Raw genomic sequence first — 20,044 nt, 5'->3', positions numbered from 1 at the left:
ACCTTGTAACCATAAATTTACCCTTTCCAACATAAACATGTTCAATGGAAAAAAGCGACGGCTCCAAAACCGGCTGCAGAGCCAATCATTGAGCCGACCAGGCAATCCGACGGATAGTGCAGCCCCAGATAAATGCGCGACATGCCGACGGCTGCGGCAAGAACCAGCAGCTCCGGCGCAAGCCAGGCATACATGCAGGCAAAGGGGATCACGATCGAAAAGATAGCGGTCGTATGTCCGGATGGAAAGGAGTGATCTGTCAAAGGATTCTTACAAATGTTTGCCTCGGGAAAAACGAGATAAGGCCGCATCCGGGGATATTTCTTTTTTATTAGAGCAACGGGCAAATGGCTCAAGGCCAAAGCAATGCAGCTTTGAATGCCTGCCGTTTGCAGGTTCCCTGAGGCGAATAAGGAGACGGACAACGCCCAGATGATGGTCATCGTCGCTCCGCCCAGATGAGTGACTACAGAAAATAGCATATCCAATACGGCATGTTGAATTCGCCGATTTACCCAAAAAAACATCCGCTGTTCATGTGCTGCGAGCCAGTGTACGACACGACTCAAAACAAGCACCTCCTTCATTGTCGCTTATGTGGGTGAAACTCATAACTTGAGTGTAACCGCGATTTGTTAAAGGAGTGTCAAAAAAATGACCCATGTTTATTAGCTTAAGTTTTTACCAATGAATAATCTTACATACATCGTTCTGATTTGAATTGCCGAATACGTTGTTTTATAATAAGGCAGATGGAGTAAAAGCAATGAAAAACGATGAAAATAAGACTAAAAAATAAGCTGATAAAGAGTTTGACGGTGTGAGTGGGCGAATTCCCGAATAATACGCAAGTTCTGCCTAAACTGGCAACTAGAACGGTTTTGACAAAACGAGGCAAAGAGAGGAAAATCATATTCGGCTACCCACACAAAGCAATGAAAACCAACGAAGTAGTTTTCACATAGAGAGATACTTAAAAATAAAACTTCGTGGTCCACAAAAAGGGGGATTTACCTAATGCTTGATCACGTTTTACTGGGCATGCAAATTGTCCTGGCGGTTATCGGCGCCTACCAGCTCTGTTTAACGTTTTTCGGCTGGTACCGACGCAAGTCCAAGAAACAATTCGCACCTCAGAAGTCATTTGCCGTGCTTGTTGCCGCTCACAATGAAGAGCAAGTCGTCGGGGCATTGATCGACAATCTGAAGGCTCTTGATTACCCGAAAGAACTTTACGACATCTTCGTTATTTGCGACAATTGCAGCGATCGTACGGCGGATATCGCCAGAAGCATGGGTGTTTTTGCCATGGAGCGCAGTAATCCGAAGCTTCGCGGTAAAGGCTACGCTATTGAGTGGATGCTTAAAGAATTGTGGAAGATGCCAAAGCAGTATGACGCTATCGTGATGTTTGACGCTGACAACTTGGCCAGTCCCGATTATTTGCGCCATATGAACGATGACCTTTGTAACGGCTCCAAAGTCATCCAAGCTTACCTGGATACCAAAAACCCGAATGATTCATGGATCACCGCCGCTTATGCCATTACATACTGGTACTGCAACCGTTTATGGCAATTGCCGCGCGTGAATCTGGGACTCGCCAACTTCTTGGGCGGCACGGGGATGTGTTTTGACTCCAAGCTGCTGAAAGAGATGGGCTGGGGCGCAACCAGCCTGGTGGAGGATCTGGAGTTTACGATGCGCTGCGTACAGCGCGGAGTGAACCCGACATTTAACTACGACGCCAGAGTGTACGACGAAAAGCCGCTTACCTTTAAAGCTTCGGCGCGGCAGCGTTTGAGATGGATGCAGGGGCATTTTGATGTGGCAAGACGTTACTTCTTCCCGCTGTTCTGGCAAGGTCTGAAAGAACGCAATTGGGCCAAGCTTGATTCGGCCGTTTATGCGATTAACGTGTACACGTTGTTTATCGGCTCGCTTCTTACCGTGTTTTTATGGGTGGACATCGCGTTGCCGGGCGTAAGGTCCTACACGTCGATTTATGATTTCTCGCCGGTGTTCTTCACGGTGTTGACGACACTCACGTACATCCAGTTTCCGCTAGCGCTGCTTATTGAGAAGGCGCCGTGGAAAACATATAAATATTTGCTGCTGTTCCCGATATTCCTGTTGTCCTGGTGGCCCATCACGTTTTATGCGTTCTTCACGCAGAACAACAAGCAGTGGAGCCATACGGAGCATACCCGTGTGATCCGGCTTGAGGAAATGCAGAGCAAGCAGGTCAGCTGATATTTTTCAGTTTGACTTGTGAACGGAAACGTGGTAATCTGTCTAAGATTGATTTGAATATGCGATTACAAGTAGAGGCGCCCGCTTCTCACCTGTCCGACTTTAAGTTGGCTGGTTTCTTGAGCACAAGATCAACATGAAGATTCGTCATTGCGATGAATAACAAATGTGGGCGTACTTACGCTCACATTTTTTTGTGCCCGAAACGCGGTTATGAGCGGTCGTAAATCGGTAATAACACTTTGGAGGTGGCACGTTATTAGCACTGAGCATTTGATTAACGAGGAGATTCGGGCGAAGGAAGTACGCCTTATCGGCTCTAATGGGGACCAGTTGGGTATTAAGCCGTTTCGCGAAGCGATGCAAATTGCGCAGGATGCGGGGCTGGATTTGGTAAATGTCGCTCCAACTGCTAAGCCGCCGGTTTGCCGAATTATGGATTACGGCAAATTCCGCTACGAGACGCAGAAGAAAGAAAAAGAAGCACGCAAAAATCAGAAGGTCGTTGAGCTTAAGGAAGTTCGTTTCAGCGCAACGATCGACGAGCACGATTTCCAAACCAAGCTGCGCAATGTTGTCAAGTTCCTGAAAGAAGGGGACAAGGTGAAGATGTCGGTCCGTTTCCGCGGACGTGAAATCGCGCATGCTTCGATTGGCCAGAAAGTGCTTGAGCGCGTAGCCGCCGAAGTTGCAGAGCTCTCGATCGTAGAGCGTCACGCGAAACTCGAAGGCCGCAGCATGATTATGATTTTATCTCCAAAAGTACAAGTACAGTAAACCAATCTTAAGGAGGACCCTACGATGCCTAAAATGAAAACTCACAGCAGCCTGAAAGGCCGCTTCAAAATAACGGGAACTGGAAAAGTGAAACGTTATAAAGCTTTTAGAAACCACCTGCTTTCCGGTAAATCCGCGCGTCAAAAACGTGTGCTTGCCGGCAACCCGGTTATGGCAGCAGGCGACGTAAGACGCTTGAAACAACAACTGGCCAACATTAAATAATACTCGGATATTAGTTAGAAATAAAATCACTATTCAGGAGGTAGTCCATCATGGCAAGAGTGAAAGGCGGTACGATCCGCGCCGCTCGTCGTAAGAAAATTTTGAAATTAGCAAAAGGTTATTTCGGTTCCAAACATAGATTATTTAAAACCGCTAAAGAGCAGGTTATGAAATCCCTGCTGTACGCATACCGTGACCGCCGTCAAGTAAAACGCGACTTCCGCAAATTGTGGATCGTTCGTATCAACGCGGCGGCTCGCCAAAACGGTTTGTCCTACAGCAAGCTGATGCATGGCTTGAAGCTGGCCGGTATCGACGTAAACCGCAAGATCCTTGCTGATCTGGCTGTTAACGACGCTAAAGGCTTCGCTGATCTGGCAACTGCAGCTAAGCAAAAGGTAAACGCCTAAGACTGGTTGTACGGCTGCCCAGGCAGCCTGCATATAAGGAAAAAGCGTTCCTGACCACGATACGTGATCTGGAGCGCTTTTTTTGTTGTGCAAATAGACGCTTTGTACCGATTGCTTTTACGAAAATAGCACTTTTTCCGTCTGTTTATAGTTTGTTTAGAGTGGACTATTATAATGGTTCAGTTATTGCAAAAATTAGGAGACATGTTAGCCTGGCGTAGAAACATGGCGATCTAAAGAAAAACGGAGGTATACACACGATGACTGGTAGAAGATTTATGTTGGAACGCTGTGGACTAAGCGGGGGCAAGCTTGCGCTTATTTTGATCCTTATGGCGCTGTGTGCGCTTCGCTTTCCATCCAGCACCCACGCTGACGAGATGGTGTGGAAACCTTTGACGGATGAATATTTATCCGACACTGACTCGTATGATAATCAAATTATTGCAGATGACGGTATTTTATATATGTCATACCGGGAAAAGATCAGTACGGGTAAATATAAACCGACGGTAAAAAAATATGATGGGAACAATTGGAGTATCGTAAGCGGAGGACCTGCGTCCCCTGGGGCTGTCTCTGTGATGCACATGGCGTTGGACCCGTCCGACAAGGCCCTTTATGTCGCATATAGGGATGAAGAGAATGGCGGCAAGGCATCCATTGTTAAATTAACGAATAATCAATGGGAGCCGTTAGGCCAGTATGGATTCACTCCTAAGGGTGTCTATGCGCTGTCCATGACCGCGTTTAACGGCACTCCTTATATTGTGTACGGCGACTATAACAAGTCCAATAAATTAACAGTAATGAAATATACGAACAACGGCTGGAGCCCGGTTGGACAGGAAGGATTTACAGATAAACGGCCTGCCGATGGTACCAAAAGCTTAATCAAAGTAGTCGGCCATATTGTTTATGTTGCTTACAAGAGGGATTTGGGCTCGTCGAATGTCGATATGGTCGTAATGAAATACGATGAGGATCGGCCTTCGGATGGTTGGCAGCTGGTAGGAGACGCGGGAGCTCCATTGCTGTCAACAGCAGACGCAAACTCCTATTATTATGCATTTGATGTTTACGGAGGTATTCCATATTTGGCTTATCAGGACCATGATGCCGACAAATTAGTTGTACTTAAATATGACGGAAATTGGAAAACAATCGGCAACGGACCCGTGTCGGCAGGGAAGGCCAATTATCCTTCGCTTTCGTTTGACAACGGCAGCCTTTATATTGCTTTTCAGGATGGGGCCAACGGCAACAAGCTGATGGTCAAGCGGTTTAATGGCAGCGATTGGACCATGGTGGGCAATGCCGCCATTACAAGAGGGGAAGTGTATTATCCTTCAATCTCGGTATATAACGGTACGATTTATGTAGGTTATCAGGACGACGATACGCTGCTAACGACTAAAATTGCGAAAGCCCGGGCTTTCGTCATCACCTATGGTTCGCCGCTTTCAGCACCGTTACCTGGCGATATTCAGGTACCGTATGGGACGGCCAAAGCTGACGCGCTGCCGGCGACGGTTTCGATGAAATGGACGGATGACACCACCACCCCGGCAGCGGTGACGTGGGATCAAGGGAATCCTCCATATAACAGCAAGGCCCCGGCAACCTACATTTTTAAAGGACAATTAACAATCCCTAGCGGCAAGCAAAATACGGGCGTACGCGAAGTGACAGTAAAAGTTATTGTAGCGAATCCTTCTCATGACACCGCGCTGTCGGACTTGACGACCGATGCAGGGGCGCTGACGCCAGTGTTCGCTGCGGGTACGAAATCCTACAGTCGCAACGTAGCCAATGAGGTATCCCAAATCAGCGTAACGGCGTCGCTGTACGATCCGAAAGGAACCGTGACCATCGGGGGCGCAGCCGCCGCAAACGGGGTGCCAAGCTCCCCTATATCTCTGCGGGTTGGATTGAACAACATTGATGTGATCGTGACTGCGGAAGATGGGATGACCACGGACCATTATACGATTAATGTTTCGCGTGAGGGCTCCAATAACACCGCACTGTCGGACTTGACGACCGATGCAGGGGTGCTGACGCCTTTGTTTGCCGTTGGCACAACAGCTTACAGCCAGACGGTTGCCCATAGTGTCTACAGCTTGAGCGTAACAGCGTCCGTTTACGAGCCAAATGCGACGTTGAAAATCGCCGGTGTACCCACGCCAAGCGGGGTCCCGAGCGCGGCGCTTCCGCTGCAGGTTGGAGCCAACACAATCGCTGTGGATGTGACGGCGGCGGACGGAGTGACAACTGGCAGCTATACGATTAACGTAACACGCAAGCCTTCCAGTAACGCGGATTTGGCGGACTTGACGACAACCGCCGGAACGATATCGCCTTCCTTCTTCCGGGAAACAACCTCTTATGAGGCGATCGTACCCTTTGGTGCACAGTCGGTTACGGTCACCGCTTCTGTCTATGACGCTGCGGCTTCCTTGAGCATTAATGGAACCGCGACCGTAAGCGGAACCGCTTCCGCTGCAATCCCGCTGCAGATCGGTCTGAACCGGATACAGGTGAAGGTGCTGGCGGAAGACGGGGTTACCGAGAAGCTTTATACGCTTCAGCTCACCCGGCTGCCATCTTCTTCCTCCGGCAGCGGCGGAGCACCAGTCTCAAGCAGCACGGACAACGGAACCCAGGCACAGCCTGCCGCGGGGGTAGATATTATTTTGGACGGCGTCAGCCAGTCATCGTTTGCGACTGCCGAAACGGTGCAAACGGATGCCGGAACAACTGTCATTGTTACACTGGATGAACAAAAGCTGTTGGACATGCTCGATAAAAAGACGAATAACGTCATCACGATCCCAATTACATCCAAGGCCGATGTTGTTGTTGGCCGGTTGAACGGACAGCTCGTTAAGGCGTTAACCGCCAAGGAAACGGTAATTGAAGTGAAAACGGACGGTGCTCTATACATACTGCCTGCCGCGTTTCTGGATATTTCGCATGTCGCGGCCGCTCTTCATGCAGACAACGATCTTCAGCACATTGTGGTTAGCATAAAAATTAGCGAGACATCCAAAGATAAAGCGGACTTGGTTCGCGCAGCAGCTGCGGGCGAAGGAATGACCGTTGTTGCGAATCCGCTTGATTTTGAAATTGAAGCGCAGTATGGAGAGAATAAAATCACAGTAAGCCGATTCCCGGGTTTTGTGGAACGGGCAGTCGCTGTGCCGGCAGGAATAGATGTGTCCGGAGCAACAACAGGGGTAGTTATCGGTCCTGACGGGAGACTGACGCCGGTGCCGACCCGGATCGAGGTTCGAAGCGGTAAGACGTATGCCGTCATCAACAGTTTGACTAACAGCACGTACGCACTTGTTCAAGGCGAAAAGTCGTTTGCCGACCTGTCGGGCCATTGGAGCCAAAGCGATGTGAACGAAATGGCTTCCCGCCTTGTCGTGGATGGAGTTGCCAAAGATAGATTCGCGCCGGATCTGTCCATAACACGAGCGGAATTCGCGACAATTATGGTCCGTGCGCTTGGTTTAAAACCGGACGACGGCCGGCACGCTTTCAGCGACGTTTATGCTGCGGATTGGTACGCCGACAGTGTGGCGGCAGCATCCGCCACCGGTTTGTTAGGCGGCTATGAGGATGGCTCCTTCCGCCCGAATCAAACCATTACGCGAAGCGAAGCTTCGGTGTTATTGACCCGCGCTTTGGCTTTTGCCAAGATTCATATGCAAATGTCGGCCGATGAGGCGGATAAGCAGTTGAGCGCCTACACCGATGCTGATGGCGTAGCCGAGTGGGCAAAGGTATCGTTAGCGCTCGCCGTTAAAAACGGTATTATCCAGGGGGATGGCCAGCGGATAACTCCTGAAGATCCGGTTACCCGCGCCCAAACTGCTGTTATGATCAAAAGGCTGCTGCAGCAAGCGGGCCTGATCGATAAGATAAACAAGTGAACTTGTTTATCTACGCTGAACATCTTGCTTTATTCCGGTTGATCAACATAGGTTCGTCATAGTGAACAAAAAAATGTGGGCGTAGTTTACGCTCACATTTTTTTGTCTAAAACGTATTATTTGCGTCTCCGTAAAACCAAATAAACGACCGCAAGAGCGCATACGAGGAACGCAAAGGCAAGCCAAAAGGCTATCGGCGAAAGCTTCGGAAGGGCGGCGTCTTCCCAGGCGACGGCTTTCTTTTTTTCCTGTTTCACGGGCTCAGGGTCTGCCGCGGCGGGAAATGTGAACACCTTGCCGGTATTGTCGATCAAAATGAATTTTCCAGTCAGCTTTGAAGCCTCCAGCGGATCGGTCAGCATCTTGTCGATGGCAGGCTCTTGCTCGGCTGTGGTGGCGCTTAAGAGCAGCAAACCCCTGCTGGAATTCATCGGAGATTTGGACAGATGAATGACCGCGGCGTTATTCTGCAAATCGTTAAGCAGCTCTACCTTGGGATGGTTTGAAACAATTTTGCCGCCTTGGTATTGAATGGCAAGTTGTTCATTCCCGTTCAGAAACTCGGGCAGGCCGTTTAAAGGGCCGATGTAGATGATATTGTCGCTCTGAATCGTTTCCTTCAGATTAGCCGTATTGGCCGCCAAAAGTTTGATGTTGGCCCCGTTCTGCAGCGTATTGCGGCCAATCAATCCGATGGTTGTCATGGCAATGTTCAGTTCTTTGGAGCCAAACCGCTCCGGCAGCAAAAACGTTGTTGTGTTCCAAGTCCCGTCATGGACAAAAGGATACGGCAGCGACTGAAGGTTGATGGAATGCCTAGGCATCGGAATGATCGTCAATGTGGACGTTTTGTCAATGACTGCCCAGCCTGAATAAGTATCCCCGCAGAAATCGGCCAATTGTGAGGCTGACGACTTGCTGCTGTCGCTTTGGTCCGTTTCATCAAACTGAAAAGCTACCTCGATGTTGATTTCGCGTCTGGAGCCGATCCATTCCTGCTTTAAGTCAAGCTCTAGCAGTCCTTCTCCGGCGGAAGTTTTGGACAAGCGCCGGGTATCTGCAGGAATCCCGTTAACTTTGACCGTTATCGTAGAGCGGTCATACGCTATAGCCGCAGAATGTCTGAACTTGAGCGTAAGGTGCGCCCCATCTTCAATATCCCAATTGCTTGGGATGGGGTAATTGATCGTTGCGCTGGCATTGCGCCTGCCTTCCAACGAGATATTGCCATAGCCGAGCTTTTCGAAGGATACGGAGTATTTGCCGCCGAATGCGGGAGCCGCCGCGCCTTCTTTTGATTTTAACGATAACGGGATGAAGGTCGTCTGACCCTGCAGCTGCGAATATAACGTTTCATCGGTCAAGATCGCCGAGGCGCGGACCAACTCTTCCGCAGTCCCGCTGACCACGAGATTAGGCACAACAGCAGCCGAATTCCAAGGCGAAGGGACGATGCCGATCAGCCCTTGTCCCTGTGCTGCGGTTTCGTTTGGTTTCAGAGATTGCACCATTTGTTGTCCGCGGGTTTTCCAGTGTTCAGGTTGACCGATCCAGATGGCGTTATATTGGCTCAGCAGCGTATCCGTTAATTCAGATTCGGGATACACCCGAAACTGTATACGCTTGTCGGTGGCCTGACTAGCAAAATATTGCACAAGCTGAGCTGCAGATGTAAATTCAGCCTGCTGGGCATCGTCGGGAACAACAACGATCGCTTGCATCGGGTTGATGCTGCCTTTCTCAAAGAACGGGCTGGGATACCAAGACAAGTCCACATTGCCGTAAGCCTTAGCAAAACTCAGAATAAGTCTGCTTGTCTTGTGTACGGTCGTCCAGTTGGCAGCATTGTCCGGATCAATGCATATGTTAACGCCAAGCTCCATGTGAGCTGCGAAGGAAAGCTTATGGAACCCCGCTTTTAGCGCCAGATTGGAGAGGTCGAGCCGCAGAAAGGAAGGACTTTTATTCGTCGTATCCAGCGCAATGCTTTGCAAAGGCACATCATCCATCATGACCGTGATGGATGAAGCTTTGGCCAGCAGTGTAGTAGAGTTGCTATAAGACAAATCGAGATAAGAGTTGGCCCCGGTGACGCGTCCTTTGCCGACTTCGAAATAGAAGTCTTCCCGGGCATTCTGTCCTTTGAGCACACGATCGTCTGCGAAAATAGGAAAGCTCTCTGAGGCGGCTTGCGAGACCGTAGGCACGCCGCTCTGGCTGTCGGCAAAGGCCTCTTGAACGGGCGCCAGCAAAGTGGATAAGCAGATCAGCAGCTGTGCCAACTTGCGCCTTGTATTATTCATCGAAAAATTCACTTCCTCTATTCCAGCTGCGATTTGAATTGCTGCTTTGTCTGTTGTATAACGGCATCGGCATTGTGCCCGTGCTCGCTTGACGAGACGGTGCCGAACAGTAACTTCACTTTCACGTTGCGTTCCTTTCGCGGACGAGTTAGCAGCAGCGTGTTAAATTGCTCTGTCAGCTCGAGCTGGGCCATTTTTGGGCTTATCTGCTCCTTGCCAATAAAGACAACAGCGAACATATTATCTTCCAGCAGAGCTTTCATTTCGACCTCGCCTACGACATAGTGGATCATCTCCGCAATCCGCCGGATGAAATCGACGGTTTGCTCCTCACCATACTCCTGCTGGAACGAATCAAGCTCGTCAATAGCGATGGACAGCAGCGTCAGTTCGCGGCCTGAACGAACGAGACGAGGGAGCTCCTTATGCATCCACGTAATGAGGCCTTCTTCGCTGGAGTATCCGAGTTTGCTGTCAAGATGGTGATTATGATTGTGATCGTCTTCAGGATGTTCCTGCCTGACGGGAATGATGGCCAGTGTCGACTTTTTGGGGATCGGCGTATAGGACTGGGCCGCCCTTTTATGAAGTCCTCCGATTAATCCGAAATAAGGGAAGACGCCAAGCCAAATAAGATCGTTCCATGTTACTTCCACGGGCAAGCTGCTGGTGTACATGCTGTAGATCAGAAGACCGCCGTATACGGCTCCGGTGAGCAGCGAAGCGAGAATGGCTTCGTCCATTTTTCGACTAAATCCGACAATGCCTAGAAGCACTGCAACGATAAACCAGATATAGTTGAGGGGGAAAGCTCCTTGGGTAAAGATGAAATACATGGTTAGAAAAAATAACGAAAGTATCTGCAAGATGACATTGGCGTAAGTTTTTTGCAGTTGATTCAAGAAGATGCATCCTTTCTTCGCCACTGACAAGATGGGGCAAAATTCATCAGCTTTGTGCGATATTCTTATATGAGACATGAGATTAGTATACCTGAAGCCTTTCTAATACATATCTAAATTTTAATTAAATTCCGATTTTAATGTGTCATTAGGTTGTATAATGATGATAAAGTATAAACAGAAGTATTTTGGTTCTTTGTACCTAAAATTCCCTTCAATAGTTCCGATGGTCTAATTTTACTGTAACCAGGCGGTAAATCAAACGTTATAATGAGGAACGGGGACACCCTTTTAATGATTATTGCGAAAGGGATTGGAGTTAATGCAGTGACTGAATCAGGCGGTACGAAAAAACCGATGTGCTGAATCTCCGGTCAATCTGATTGGGATGTATGTATCGAGATTTTGCGGGAGGATCGTCATGAGATTGAAAAGAGCACTATGGGGTTACGATGAACATAAAGTAAAGGCCTACCTGACGGCTTTGAATACGGAAATATTGCTGCTCGAGGAGCAGCGCGAAGAGAAGTTAAAGGCTTATGTGAAGGAGCAGGCGGAGTTGCTCTCGGAAGTTGAAGAAGTTTCGCAAGATTTAGCCGAAGTGGACCGACTGGAGACGAATCTAAAGCAATGGATTCAAAAAAACCAGCTGTAAGACGTTTTGGTACTGCTCTTCGAGGACTCCGCAAAGAAACGACAGACCGCAAAATTGCCTCCGAAGAAGCCAGACTTGAGCAGATGCGCGGATTAATCCGGCAAGATCGTCTAGAACATGAGCGCGTGATGAAAGAATCGTGCCGAAAGCTTGAGTGGATGGAAAACGAAATCAGATTAAAGAATGGCATTGTCAGCCAATTGATCTCGTTGAAAACCAATCTGCTCAATCGAGACGATTTTGTACCCGCTGGTGAAAACGAAGCCGGTGCGGGCAAAAAAATGCGGTTGGGAGACCGGCTTGTAGCAGAAGGTTACATTACGGCCGATCAGCTTCAGAAGGTGATGGAACGCCAGCAGAAAACAGGCGGCCGATTGGGAGAGATCGCCGTAGAACTCGGTTACCTCGAACGCGCCAAGCTTAATTCGGTGGCTAATGGGGGCCAGTTCAAAGGACGTCTGGGCGATATGCTGGTCGAAACAGGGGCTATTTCCAAGGAACAACTGGACAGAGCTCTGGAATTCCAGCGGAAGAGCGGCGGATTGCTGGGCGACATCTTGATGTCGCTGCGTTTTATCGAACCCGAGAAGCTGTACCGGCTTATTGCGAATCAAAATAACTTGGGCCGGATCGGCAGTGAATTTTCTTTCCAAGATGTCGTTAAGCTTCCCGAAAACATGGCTAGACTATACGATGCCGTTGTTGTCAATCAGGAAGCCAACCGGTGTTTGGTCGCCGTAGGCAACCCGCTGCGTGAAGAACAACTGCAAGCTCTGGAGCTGTTTCTCGGGATGCAGGTGGAGCAGGTTCTTGCTACCCGCGAAGAGATGGAGTTTTTCTGGAAAAGCATATACGAAACTGAGCTGCTGAAAGAGAGTACGCAAAAACTCGTAACGGAGCAGCCGGAAAATTCCGCCCATGTCACATTTACGACGCCGCAGCTGCTTACCGGCGGCGCATTGATGTTCATACTGGTGGTTGCCTTGGGGCTCGATTGGTTCCATACGCTTATCACCTTGAATGTGGCGGTGCAGCTTTTTTATTTTACCATGACTATGTTTAAATTCCTGATCATCATGTACGGCACACGGGACTTTGCGCAAATCCGTTTCACGGAGCAGGAAATTGATCAGATCGATGAGCGTTCGCTGCCCATCTATACGATATTGATTCCGATGTACAAGGAAAGTCAGGTCATACCTCATCTGCTTGATAACCTCGAAAGCCTGGATTACCCTAAGGCCAAACTCGATGTGAGGCTGCTCATCGAAGAGGATGATTTGGAAGCCCAGCAAATTTTGAAAGAAATGAACTTGCCGCCTTATTACACTACTATTGTCGTTCCTCACAGTCTCCCAAAAACCAAACCTAAAGCTTGCAATTACGGATTGATACGTGCACGGGGAGAATATGTCGTGATCTACGACGCGGAGGATCGGCCCGATCCCGATCAGCTTAAGAAGGTGCATGCCGCATTTTTGAGAAGCCCTGAGAATTGCGCTTGCATACAAGCGAAGCTCAATTACTTCAATAGCGGTCAAAATTTATTGACCCGCTGGTTTACCCAGGAGTATAGTATGTGGTTCGAACTGCTCCTGCCGGGGGTTATGCAACTTAATGTGCCGATTCCGCTTGGCGGGACGTCCAATCATTTTAAAATGAGCGTATTGAAGGAAATTAACGCATGGGACCCGTATAACGTTACGGAAGACGCCGATCTGGGCATCCGCTTGTACAAATCCGGATATTCCACTGCCATTGTCGACTCCAGAACATGGGAAGAGGCGAACAGTAAGGTCGGCAACTGGATCCGTCAGCGCTCCAGATGGATTAAAGGGTATATGCAAACGTGGCTTGTCCATATGAGAAATCCGCTCCGATTGTATCGAGAGCTTGGCCTGAAAGGTTTCTTGGGGTTTCAGGTTATGGTGCTGGCGACACCGCTCCTGCCGCTGCTCAATCCGTTTTATTGGGTGATGATTATTTTGTGGTATGGCTGGAAGGTGGACTGGATTCCGCAGTTTTTCCCGGGAGCGATTTATTATACGGCTTCGTCTGAATTTTTGATAGGCAACTTTATATTTGTGTTCAGTAATATCGCAGGGATGTACTGGGTCATTCACGACTTAGAGAATCGGAAGGAAAATGTGTTTTCTTACAGTCTAGTAAAATACGCGCTGCTCACGCCGGTTTATTGGATGATGATGAGTATGGCCGCTGTGAAAGCTGCATGGCAGCTGATTACGAAGCCGTTTTATTGGGAAAAGACGGTGCATGGTTTAGCCAATAATATGCCGGCTCCAACAACCCCCGGCAGTCAAGCTGTGCAGGAAAAGGGGTAGATTCCGATGCCGGTTATGCCACGCGGAGTATACGCCGCTTTGTTTCTCATGTTATTCGTATTGGAGTTTGCCGCAGGTTATTACGTCAGTCATGTCGTCGGTTATGTCCATTCCGATGCAATGAGCCGTGTAGCCAATGCATTTTATGTACTATACAGCCAGGACCCTCATTTGGGGGCGATTGGATTTGTATGGAATCCGCTGCCAAGTATGGTCGAACTGCTTTTTCTCGTGTTTTATCCGCTGTATACACCGCTTGCTTCATCCGCTTTGGCGGGGGTGCTGATGAGCAGCGTTTTCGCTGGAATGACGGCAGTGCTGCTTGCCCGCGCGGCAGTCGATTTCGGGTTGTCGCGGACGTTTGCCGTTATTCTGAGCATCAGCTTCAGCTGCAACCCGTTTATATTTTTATTCGGCGCTAATGGTCTGAGCGATGCACCCTTTATTTGCTTTATCATGTCGGCTGTCATTCATCTGTGCCACTGGATGACGCGCAGGCGGGTCGGCAGTCTGATTAAAGTCGGCTTTTTGCTGGCGCTTGCTTTCTGGACCCGGTACGAGGCTGTACCACTCGGGGCCGCGGTCGCGCTTGCGATTTTGCTGATCGTGCTCTGGGTGCCGGTTTGGGAACCTCAAGCCAAAACAATCAACCGGGACTTGAAATTTAAGCTGTTTCATATTGAAGGGACGTGGGCCTTAACGATGGCCCCGATCTTTTATTCGGGGCTGCTGTGGATATGGCTCAACTATCTGATTATGGGCAACGCGTTTTATTTTTTAAATTCTGAGTATTCCAATGTCGCGCAAGCTCAAGGGCTCGGCACTGAACAGCAATTCGTCGATATGATGGGCAATCCGCTGCTGGGCATATGGTTTATTATGAAGAAAACCGTTTATTATTCGGCGCCTCTGGCTTGCGTAGTTTTATTGCGACTTTGGAACAGGAGGTGGCTGATATGGGATTTCCTTGTTCTGCTGCTGCTGTTTGTGTCCATTCTCGCTCTGCAGTTCTACATGTTAATGAAAGGAACCTCATACGGCTGGTTCCGTTATTTCATGTATGTGTTCCCCATCACCGTCGCATGGCTGCCTTACGAGCTGTCGCGCGTCAGACGATCGTTTGTCAATTATTCGATCGTCCTGGCGGGAATGCTGGCTTCCATCATGATTTTGACTTCGGCATTGATGAATCCGGACATTGCTCCGGACGAAAATAAATATTTGCATGCTGCCCAATATGCTGCGGATCAGGAAATTGAGAAGGAGGTGGCGCATTATCTGGATACGGAACTGGGCAATGCGAATATTTTGATGGATTCGTATTCCGCGTACGCGATTATTTTAAACAGCAAACATCCCGACAAGTTCCTGATTACGAGCGACTTGAACTTTCGCAGCTCTCTTGAGGATCCGGTGGGAAAAGGCGTCGATTTTATCTTGAGTCCCAAACCCAATAAAAGCTCGGCTTTAAGCGCGGATAACCAGCTGTATGCTAATTTTTACGAGAATGGCATGCCGTGGACCAAGCTTTATAAGGAATTCGGGGGAAGATGGAGACTGTACCAAATTGTTCGCGGTGGGGAGGCGGAGACCAAATGAGCCATCAAGCGCCTGAAGTATCGCTCATTATTCCGGTATACAACGAAGCGGCGCATATCGCTCAGTCGTTGAGGAAAATCGAAGAAGAGTTGGGGAAATCAACGCAATCCTACGAAATCGTTGTCGTCGACGACGGCTCCAAGGATGCGTCATGGGAGCAGCTTTCCATGCTCGCACAAACCTCGCGACACTATAAAGCGTTCCGTTTAAGCCGCAACTTCGGCAAGGAGCTCGCATTATGCGCCGGGCTTGAGCATGCCCGCGGTCAAGCCGTCATCATTATGGACGGGGATTTGCAGCATCCCCCAGAACTGCTTGCCCGAATGATCCGTTTGTGGCGGGAGCAGGGCAAAGATATTGTCGAATGTGTAAAATCGGACCGGGGCTCCGAGAACTTGAATAAATCGGTGGGCTCGGCTATCTTTTATAATATGTTGAACCAATTGTCGGGTTTTGATTTGAAGGGGGCGTCGGACTTTAAGCTGCTCGACCGCAAGGTGGTGCAGGCTTGGAGGGAAATGCCGGAGAGGACTACGTTTTTTCGCGGGATGACGGCATGGCTTGGATACGACCGAGAAAAAATTTACTTCGAGGTGCCCAGCCGCGCTGAAGGCAGCAGCCAATGGAACTTTTGGAGCCTTATGAAGCTGGCGGTGCAGGCGGTCGTGTCATTTTCCTCCATACCGTTGCGGATGGTGAGTATGTTTGGGCTGGTGTTCCTGATTGGAGCCGGTGTTTTATTTGTTCAAACTCTCTATCAGAAGTTTATTGGCAATGCGGTTGACGGATTTACGACCGTTATTTTGCTTTTGCTGATCGTAGGGAGCGTTATTATGATTTCGCTTGGCATTATAGGCGAGTATATTGCCGCCATCTACAATGAAGTGAAGGGAAGGCCGCGTTATTTGATCAAAGATCATATCAACAGCGAAACGTCTGAACAGGCGCGGCGGGTCAGTGAAGTTTTATGAGGCTGCGAATGCTGAAGTATGGGGTAGTGGGGCTGCTTGGCACGCTGCTCCATTTTGCGTTGCTGTACGTATTGGCCGATGCTTTCCGGATGGAGCCGGTGTTGGCGTCGGCGATCGGTTTTGTTATCGTGCTGTTTGTTTCTTATGCGCTCAATAAATACTGGACGTTTCAGTCTTCCGAGACGGGAATAGGCTCGTTTGTGAAGTATACGGTTGTTTCCGTGGCGGGTCTGCTGCTGAATATCGGAGTGATGTATACCGCCGTTCATATCTTGCAGTGGCATTATTTGATTGGGCAGAGCCTCGTCATTCTGGTTGTCCCCTGTTCGAATTTTATTTTTAATTATTATTGGACCTTTCGTCAACAGCGGCGCACGGACAGTTGATTCGACTTCCTCTTGTGTAAGTGGACATTTCCGGTTAAGCTCATCTTGTGGGAATGTTTAGGGAAAGGCGGTGTCCATTTGCGCATAGCGACAATTCCGAGTATCGGCATCATCATGGTTGCTGCGCTGCTGACATTGCTCATACTGCATGGCCGTGTCGCCGCTTATGAGGGAGACGCCGTTGCGGCACAGCCGCCATCGGCTTATTTGCTGATGGAAGCGGAAGATGCGGAGCTGGACGGTACGGCGGTAGCCGATGATACTGCGGGTTATTCCGGCAGCGGTTATGTCACCGGTTTTGAACAAGCCGGCTCATCTGTTCATTTTCATATTCAGGTGGACAAGGAAGGCTTTTACCCTCTATATATAGGATATGCCTCCGTGTTCGGAGACAAAACCAACTTTGTTGAAGTGAACGGCAGTACGGCCGGAGAAAAGATGTTTCCCTATTCACCGACATTTCAGGAAATCGGCTTTGGCGACGTTCAGCTGGATGAGGGCGAGAACCAGATCAGCTTATCTACATATTGGGGTTATTTCGATGTCGATTACATCAAGCTGGGTCCGAGGAAGGAACGCTCGCCGGTACAGCCCGTCAAACCGAAGCTGGTTACGCCCCAGCCTTCTAAGCAAGCGCAAGCGCTGATGAATTATATGGCGGACCGGTACGGGAAAAATATGTTGGCCGGGCAGCAGTGGGCTTCTTCGGAAGAGATGGATTACATCTATTCGGTTTCGGGCAAGCTGCCGGCGATCGCCGGTTTCACAGCTTCCGACTTCGGCGACAACGCCCGTAATTGGGCCAGTTGGGGCGGGATCGTAGCTGTGGAGTGGCACTGGGAGGCGCCGATGGGCGGCAGGGAATTTTTTGCCGCCAAAACCAGTTTTGACGCATCACGGGCTGTCGTAGCGGGAACTGAGGAAAACCGGTTGCTGCTGGAAGATCTCGACCGGATGGCGGACATCCTGAAGACGTTTCGAGACGCAGGGATCCCGGTGTTGTGGCGACCTCTGCACGAAGCGGAGGGCGGCTGGTTCTGGTGGGGGGCAAAGGGCCCGAATGTGGCCAAACAGCTCTATGCCATCATGTTCGACCGGTTCACCCGGCAGCACCGGCTGAACAACTTAATTTGGGTATGGACCACCTCCGATACGTTGTATTCAAAAGATTGGTACCCCGGCGATGATTCCGTAGATATTATCGGTGTGGACCGGTATGTGAAGGCGGGAGATTACAGTCCCTTGCTCAGCGTATACGACAGTCTTGTCGATATGGTCGGGGGCCGCAAGCTGGTGGCGTATTTGGAGAACGGTCCGATCCCCGATCCTCGGGAATTAAGGAAAAATAAAGTCGGCTGGCTGTATTTCAACACATGGAACGGCAAATTCATTATGGACGGGCTTATTAATTCCGAGCATCATGTTCGTACCGTGTACAATCATCCTTACGTCGTTACCTTGGATAAGTTTCCTTCGGAATCCATTTACGGCAAACCACCTTTGCCATATCCATATCCGGCTCGTAAACAACCGGCTGGCGCGGCGGAAACCGGTCACAATTAATAACGCGGCGCAGCAGGTGGTTGCACTGGAGAGAACATGCCTTATTGCGGCATTACTTTCATGCGGGGTACCCCGCAACCGAAAAATCAAGAAAAAGGAGCGGATGGATATGCGAAAGTGGATGTTGTTGTCGCTGATCCTTACGATCGCCGCGGCGTTAACCGGGTGCGGCAAAGAAGAGGGATACGCGAATAGAACGGGCGGTTCCTCTTTCCTGGGCAAGTTCATGCCGCTTCAAACGGCTCAGCGGGGTGCGGGAGGGAAAAGGGACGGTGTCCGGTCGCTTGAATACACAAATGCGCAAATCGCCGAAATTGAGCAAGCTGTACGTAAGGCGGGAATGGCACAGGTCCTGCTGGTCGGGCAAAAAGAAACGATCGGCAAATTCAGAGGTGTAAAAGCGGACAAGAACAGGATCCGGCTGCTGTACGGTTATATGGAGATTATCGAAACGACGGATCCGTTTGAACGATTCGCCGAACCGGAGCAGATTGTAGTGAGTAAGGTGGAGCTCGCAGGTGGAGTCCAAGCCGAGTGGATCAACGATGTGGACGGCCATCCGGTTCATCGATATTTGCGAGTGGCAAGAGACGGCATGTATATTTCCATTTGGGACAATAAGCATTTACCCAACGAACAGGTCGAGGAAATCGCCGCATCCATGTTTGTACAGGATGTCGACGCAATTGGAACCAATCCGCCGCAGCCTTTGCCGGCTGTTGTGGATCAGCCTATACATATTGCCGCAGCCGGCGGCGGAGAACTGCTGCTGCTGCCGCGCTCAGAGGTGAAAGCGGAAACACTGGGGGCCCCGAGCTGCATGGGGGAAGCCGAGGATCTTCATCTGCAAGGCAACTATGATGTCGTATACAAGCTGTCGGACGGAACCGAGCAAAAACTCAAGTCATTGGATAACTTGAGTTTGATTACACCTCGGCAGGATCATGTGGAATCGGGCCGGCTTGCGTTCGCCGACTACGACATCGTTTATTTTGTTCCGCAGTATCGGGATTGTCACGCACTGGAGCTCCATATGTTTGCTGTGAAGGGAGCATCTGCGTTTCCTCTCTCGTTTGACTGGGAAGACCGGCAGACGGATACATTCTGGGCTTCTCCCGCTGTACAGCCGCAGATGGATAACGGACGGCTGGTAATCAACGGCGGGTATGGGGCGGGAATGGATAAAGTTACCGTCTATACGTTTACGCCGGATTGGAATGCGCAAAAGATGACACTTTCCGCCACGGCGGAGGTCGATCCTTGATCTTGCGGCAGCCATCTTGAGATTGAGGGATTTCCATCTGCTATTGACTAATGGAACCATAATGCATATAATTAACCGTAATGATAAATCAGTTATATTTATCGGCTATGAAGAGGACGAAGTGATAAAGGCTCTTATGTTCAGAGAGCGGCGGAATTGCTGAAACCAACGCCATTAATCCTTTATCGACGAGCTCACCTCGGAGCTGTTTTCCTGAAAAGCATTCAAGTGTATGCTGTTTGGCTAGTAGGGAAAATCGGAACGGCACACGTTATCGTGCCTAGGTATGCCGGACGTTTCTTGCGCCGCATAGCCTGTTGAGGCTGCCAGCTGTGAGGCTTGTAGCAAAATTTGGGTGGTACCACGGAAGATTCAACCCCTTTCGTCCCTGCTGACGCGTTATCCGCGCTCAGGGCGAGAGGGGTTTTTTGGCATTATATAAGGTTTATTCTT

15 protein-coding genes and 1 other annotated feature are annotated in these 20,044 nt (G+C 49.7%); of the genes, 12 read left to right on the top strand and 3 right to left on the bottom strand.

Translation table 11 applies throughout. The features are described from left to right. Positions 1 to 41: 41 nt before the first annotated feature. A complete protein-coding gene (locus tag EYB31_RS36290) occupies positions 42 to 578 on the bottom strand; it encodes a phosphatase PAP2 family protein (RefSeq protein ID WP_338120010.1) in 537 nt (178 codons plus the stop codon). A gap of 439 nt (positions 579 to 1,017) precedes the next feature. On the opposite strand from EYB31_RS36290, the gene EYB31_RS36285 reads away from it, so the two are divergent. The 5 genes from EYB31_RS36285 to EYB31_RS36265 all read left to right on the top strand — a co-directional run bounded on the left by EYB31_RS36285 (position 1,018) and on the right by EYB31_RS36265 (position 7,606). Further along, on the top strand, positions 1,018 to 2,253 hold the full coding sequence (locus EYB31_RS36285) for a glycosyltransferase family 2 protein (protein WP_131018459.1): 1,236 nt from the start codon (positions 1,018 to 1,020) through the stop codon (positions 2,251 to 2,253). Between the two features lie 63 nt (positions 2,254 to 2,316). Beyond that, positions 2,317 to 2,455: a sequence feature (ribosomal protein L20 leader region), on the top strand. 71 nt (positions 2,456 to 2,526) lie between these two features. After that, complete coding sequence (gene infC / locus EYB31_RS36280) at positions 2,527 to 3,030, top strand: translation initiation factor IF-3 (protein WP_131018458.1); 504 nt, start codon at positions 2,527 to 2,529, stop codon at positions 3,028 to 3,030. A 24-nt stretch (positions 3,031 to 3,054) separates the two neighbouring features. Then, positions 3,055 to 3,255, top strand: coding sequence for a 50S ribosomal protein L35 (gene rpmI / locus EYB31_RS36275; protein WP_131018457.1), 201 nt, complete (start codon positions 3,055 to 3,057; stop codon positions 3,253 to 3,255). A gap of 50 nt (positions 3,256 to 3,305) precedes the next feature. Next, entirely contained in the window at positions 3,306 to 3,665 is a 360-nt protein-coding gene (gene rplT, locus EYB31_RS36270) for a 50S ribosomal protein L20 (protein ID WP_131018456.1), read from the top strand. A 260-nt stretch (positions 3,666 to 3,925) separates the two neighbouring features. Further along, a complete protein-coding gene (locus EYB31_RS36265; RefSeq protein ID WP_131018455.1) occupies positions 3,926 to 7,606 on the top strand; it encodes a cadherin-like beta sandwich domain-containing protein in 3,681 nt (1,226 codons plus the stop codon). A 116-nt stretch (positions 7,607 to 7,722) separates the two neighbouring features. Here the strand turns inward: EYB31_RS36265 and EYB31_RS36260 are convergent, their stop codons facing one another. Both EYB31_RS36260 and EYB31_RS36255 read right to left on the bottom strand, forming a co-directional pair. Further along, positions 7,723 to 9,909 (bottom strand): cellulose biosynthesis cyclic di-GMP-binding regulatory protein BcsB, encoded by a 2,187-nt coding sequence (locus EYB31_RS36260; RefSeq protein ID WP_131018454.1) that lies wholly within the window; start codon positions 9,907 to 9,909, stop codon positions 7,723 to 7,725. A gap of 17 nt (positions 9,910 to 9,926) precedes the next feature. Beyond that, a complete protein-coding gene (locus EYB31_RS36255) occupies positions 9,927 to 10,811 on the bottom strand; it encodes a diguanylate cyclase domain-containing protein (protein WP_165452803.1) in 885 nt (294 codons plus the stop codon). Between the two features lie 421 nt (positions 10,812 to 11,232). Here EYB31_RS36255 and EYB31_RS36250 point away from each other — a divergent pair, with 421 nt between their 5' ends. The 7 genes from EYB31_RS36250 to EYB31_RS36220 all read left to right on the top strand — a co-directional run bounded on the left by EYB31_RS36250 (position 11,233) and on the right by EYB31_RS36220 (position 19,591). Further along, positions 11,233 to 11,466, top strand: coding sequence for a hypothetical protein (locus EYB31_RS36250; RefSeq protein WP_131018452.1), 234 nt, complete (start codon positions 11,233 to 11,235; stop codon positions 11,464 to 11,466). Beyond that, positions 11,442 to 13,808 carry a cyclic di-GMP-binding domain-containing protein, MshE-related gene (locus tag EYB31_RS36245; protein ID WP_131018451.1) on the top strand — a complete coding sequence of 789 codons (2,367 nt, stop codon included), beginning with the start codon at positions 11,442 to 11,444 and terminating at the stop codon, positions 13,806 to 13,808. Before EYB31_RS36250 ends, EYB31_RS36245 begins: the two co-directional genes overlap by 25 nt. A 6-nt stretch (positions 13,809 to 13,814) precedes the next feature. Further along, the gene (locus EYB31_RS36240; RefSeq protein WP_131018450.1) at positions 13,815 to 15,407 is read left to right on the top strand and encodes an ArnT family glycosyltransferase; all 1,593 of its coding nucleotides are present in this window, start codon (positions 13,815 to 13,817) and stop codon (positions 15,405 to 15,407) included. Then, positions 15,404 to 16,378, top strand: coding sequence for a glycosyltransferase family 2 protein (locus EYB31_RS36235; RefSeq protein ID WP_131018449.1), 975 nt, complete (start codon positions 15,404 to 15,406; stop codon positions 16,376 to 16,378). Before EYB31_RS36240 ends, EYB31_RS36235 begins: the two co-directional genes overlap by 4 nt. After that, positions 16,375 to 16,764: a GtrA family protein gene (locus EYB31_RS36230; RefSeq protein WP_131018448.1), complete on the top strand. Its 390-nt coding sequence runs from the start codon at positions 16,375 to 16,377 to the stop codon at positions 16,762 to 16,764. The genes EYB31_RS36235 and EYB31_RS36230 overlap by 4 nt, the downstream gene beginning before the upstream one ends. A 78-nt stretch (positions 16,765 to 16,842) precedes the next feature. Then, positions 16,843 to 18,327, top strand: coding sequence for a glycosyl hydrolase (locus tag EYB31_RS36225; RefSeq protein ID WP_131018447.1), 1,485 nt, complete (start codon positions 16,843 to 16,845; stop codon positions 18,325 to 18,327). Between the two features lie 109 nt (positions 18,328 to 18,436). Next, positions 18,437 to 19,591, top strand: a complete 1,155-nt coding sequence (locus EYB31_RS36220) for a hypothetical protein (RefSeq protein WP_131018446.1) — start codon at positions 18,437 to 18,439, stop codon at positions 19,589 to 19,591. The last annotated feature ends 453 nt before the right edge of the window (positions 19,592 to 20,044 follow it).

The organism is Paenibacillus thalictri, assembly GCF_004307995.1.
GTDB lineage: Bacteria > Bacillota > Bacilli > Paenibacillales > NBRC-103111 > Paenibacillus_AF > Paenibacillus_AF thalictri.
The sequence above is the reverse complement of the archived record's forward strand: the minus strand, read 5'-3'. Positions and strand labels throughout refer to the sequence as shown.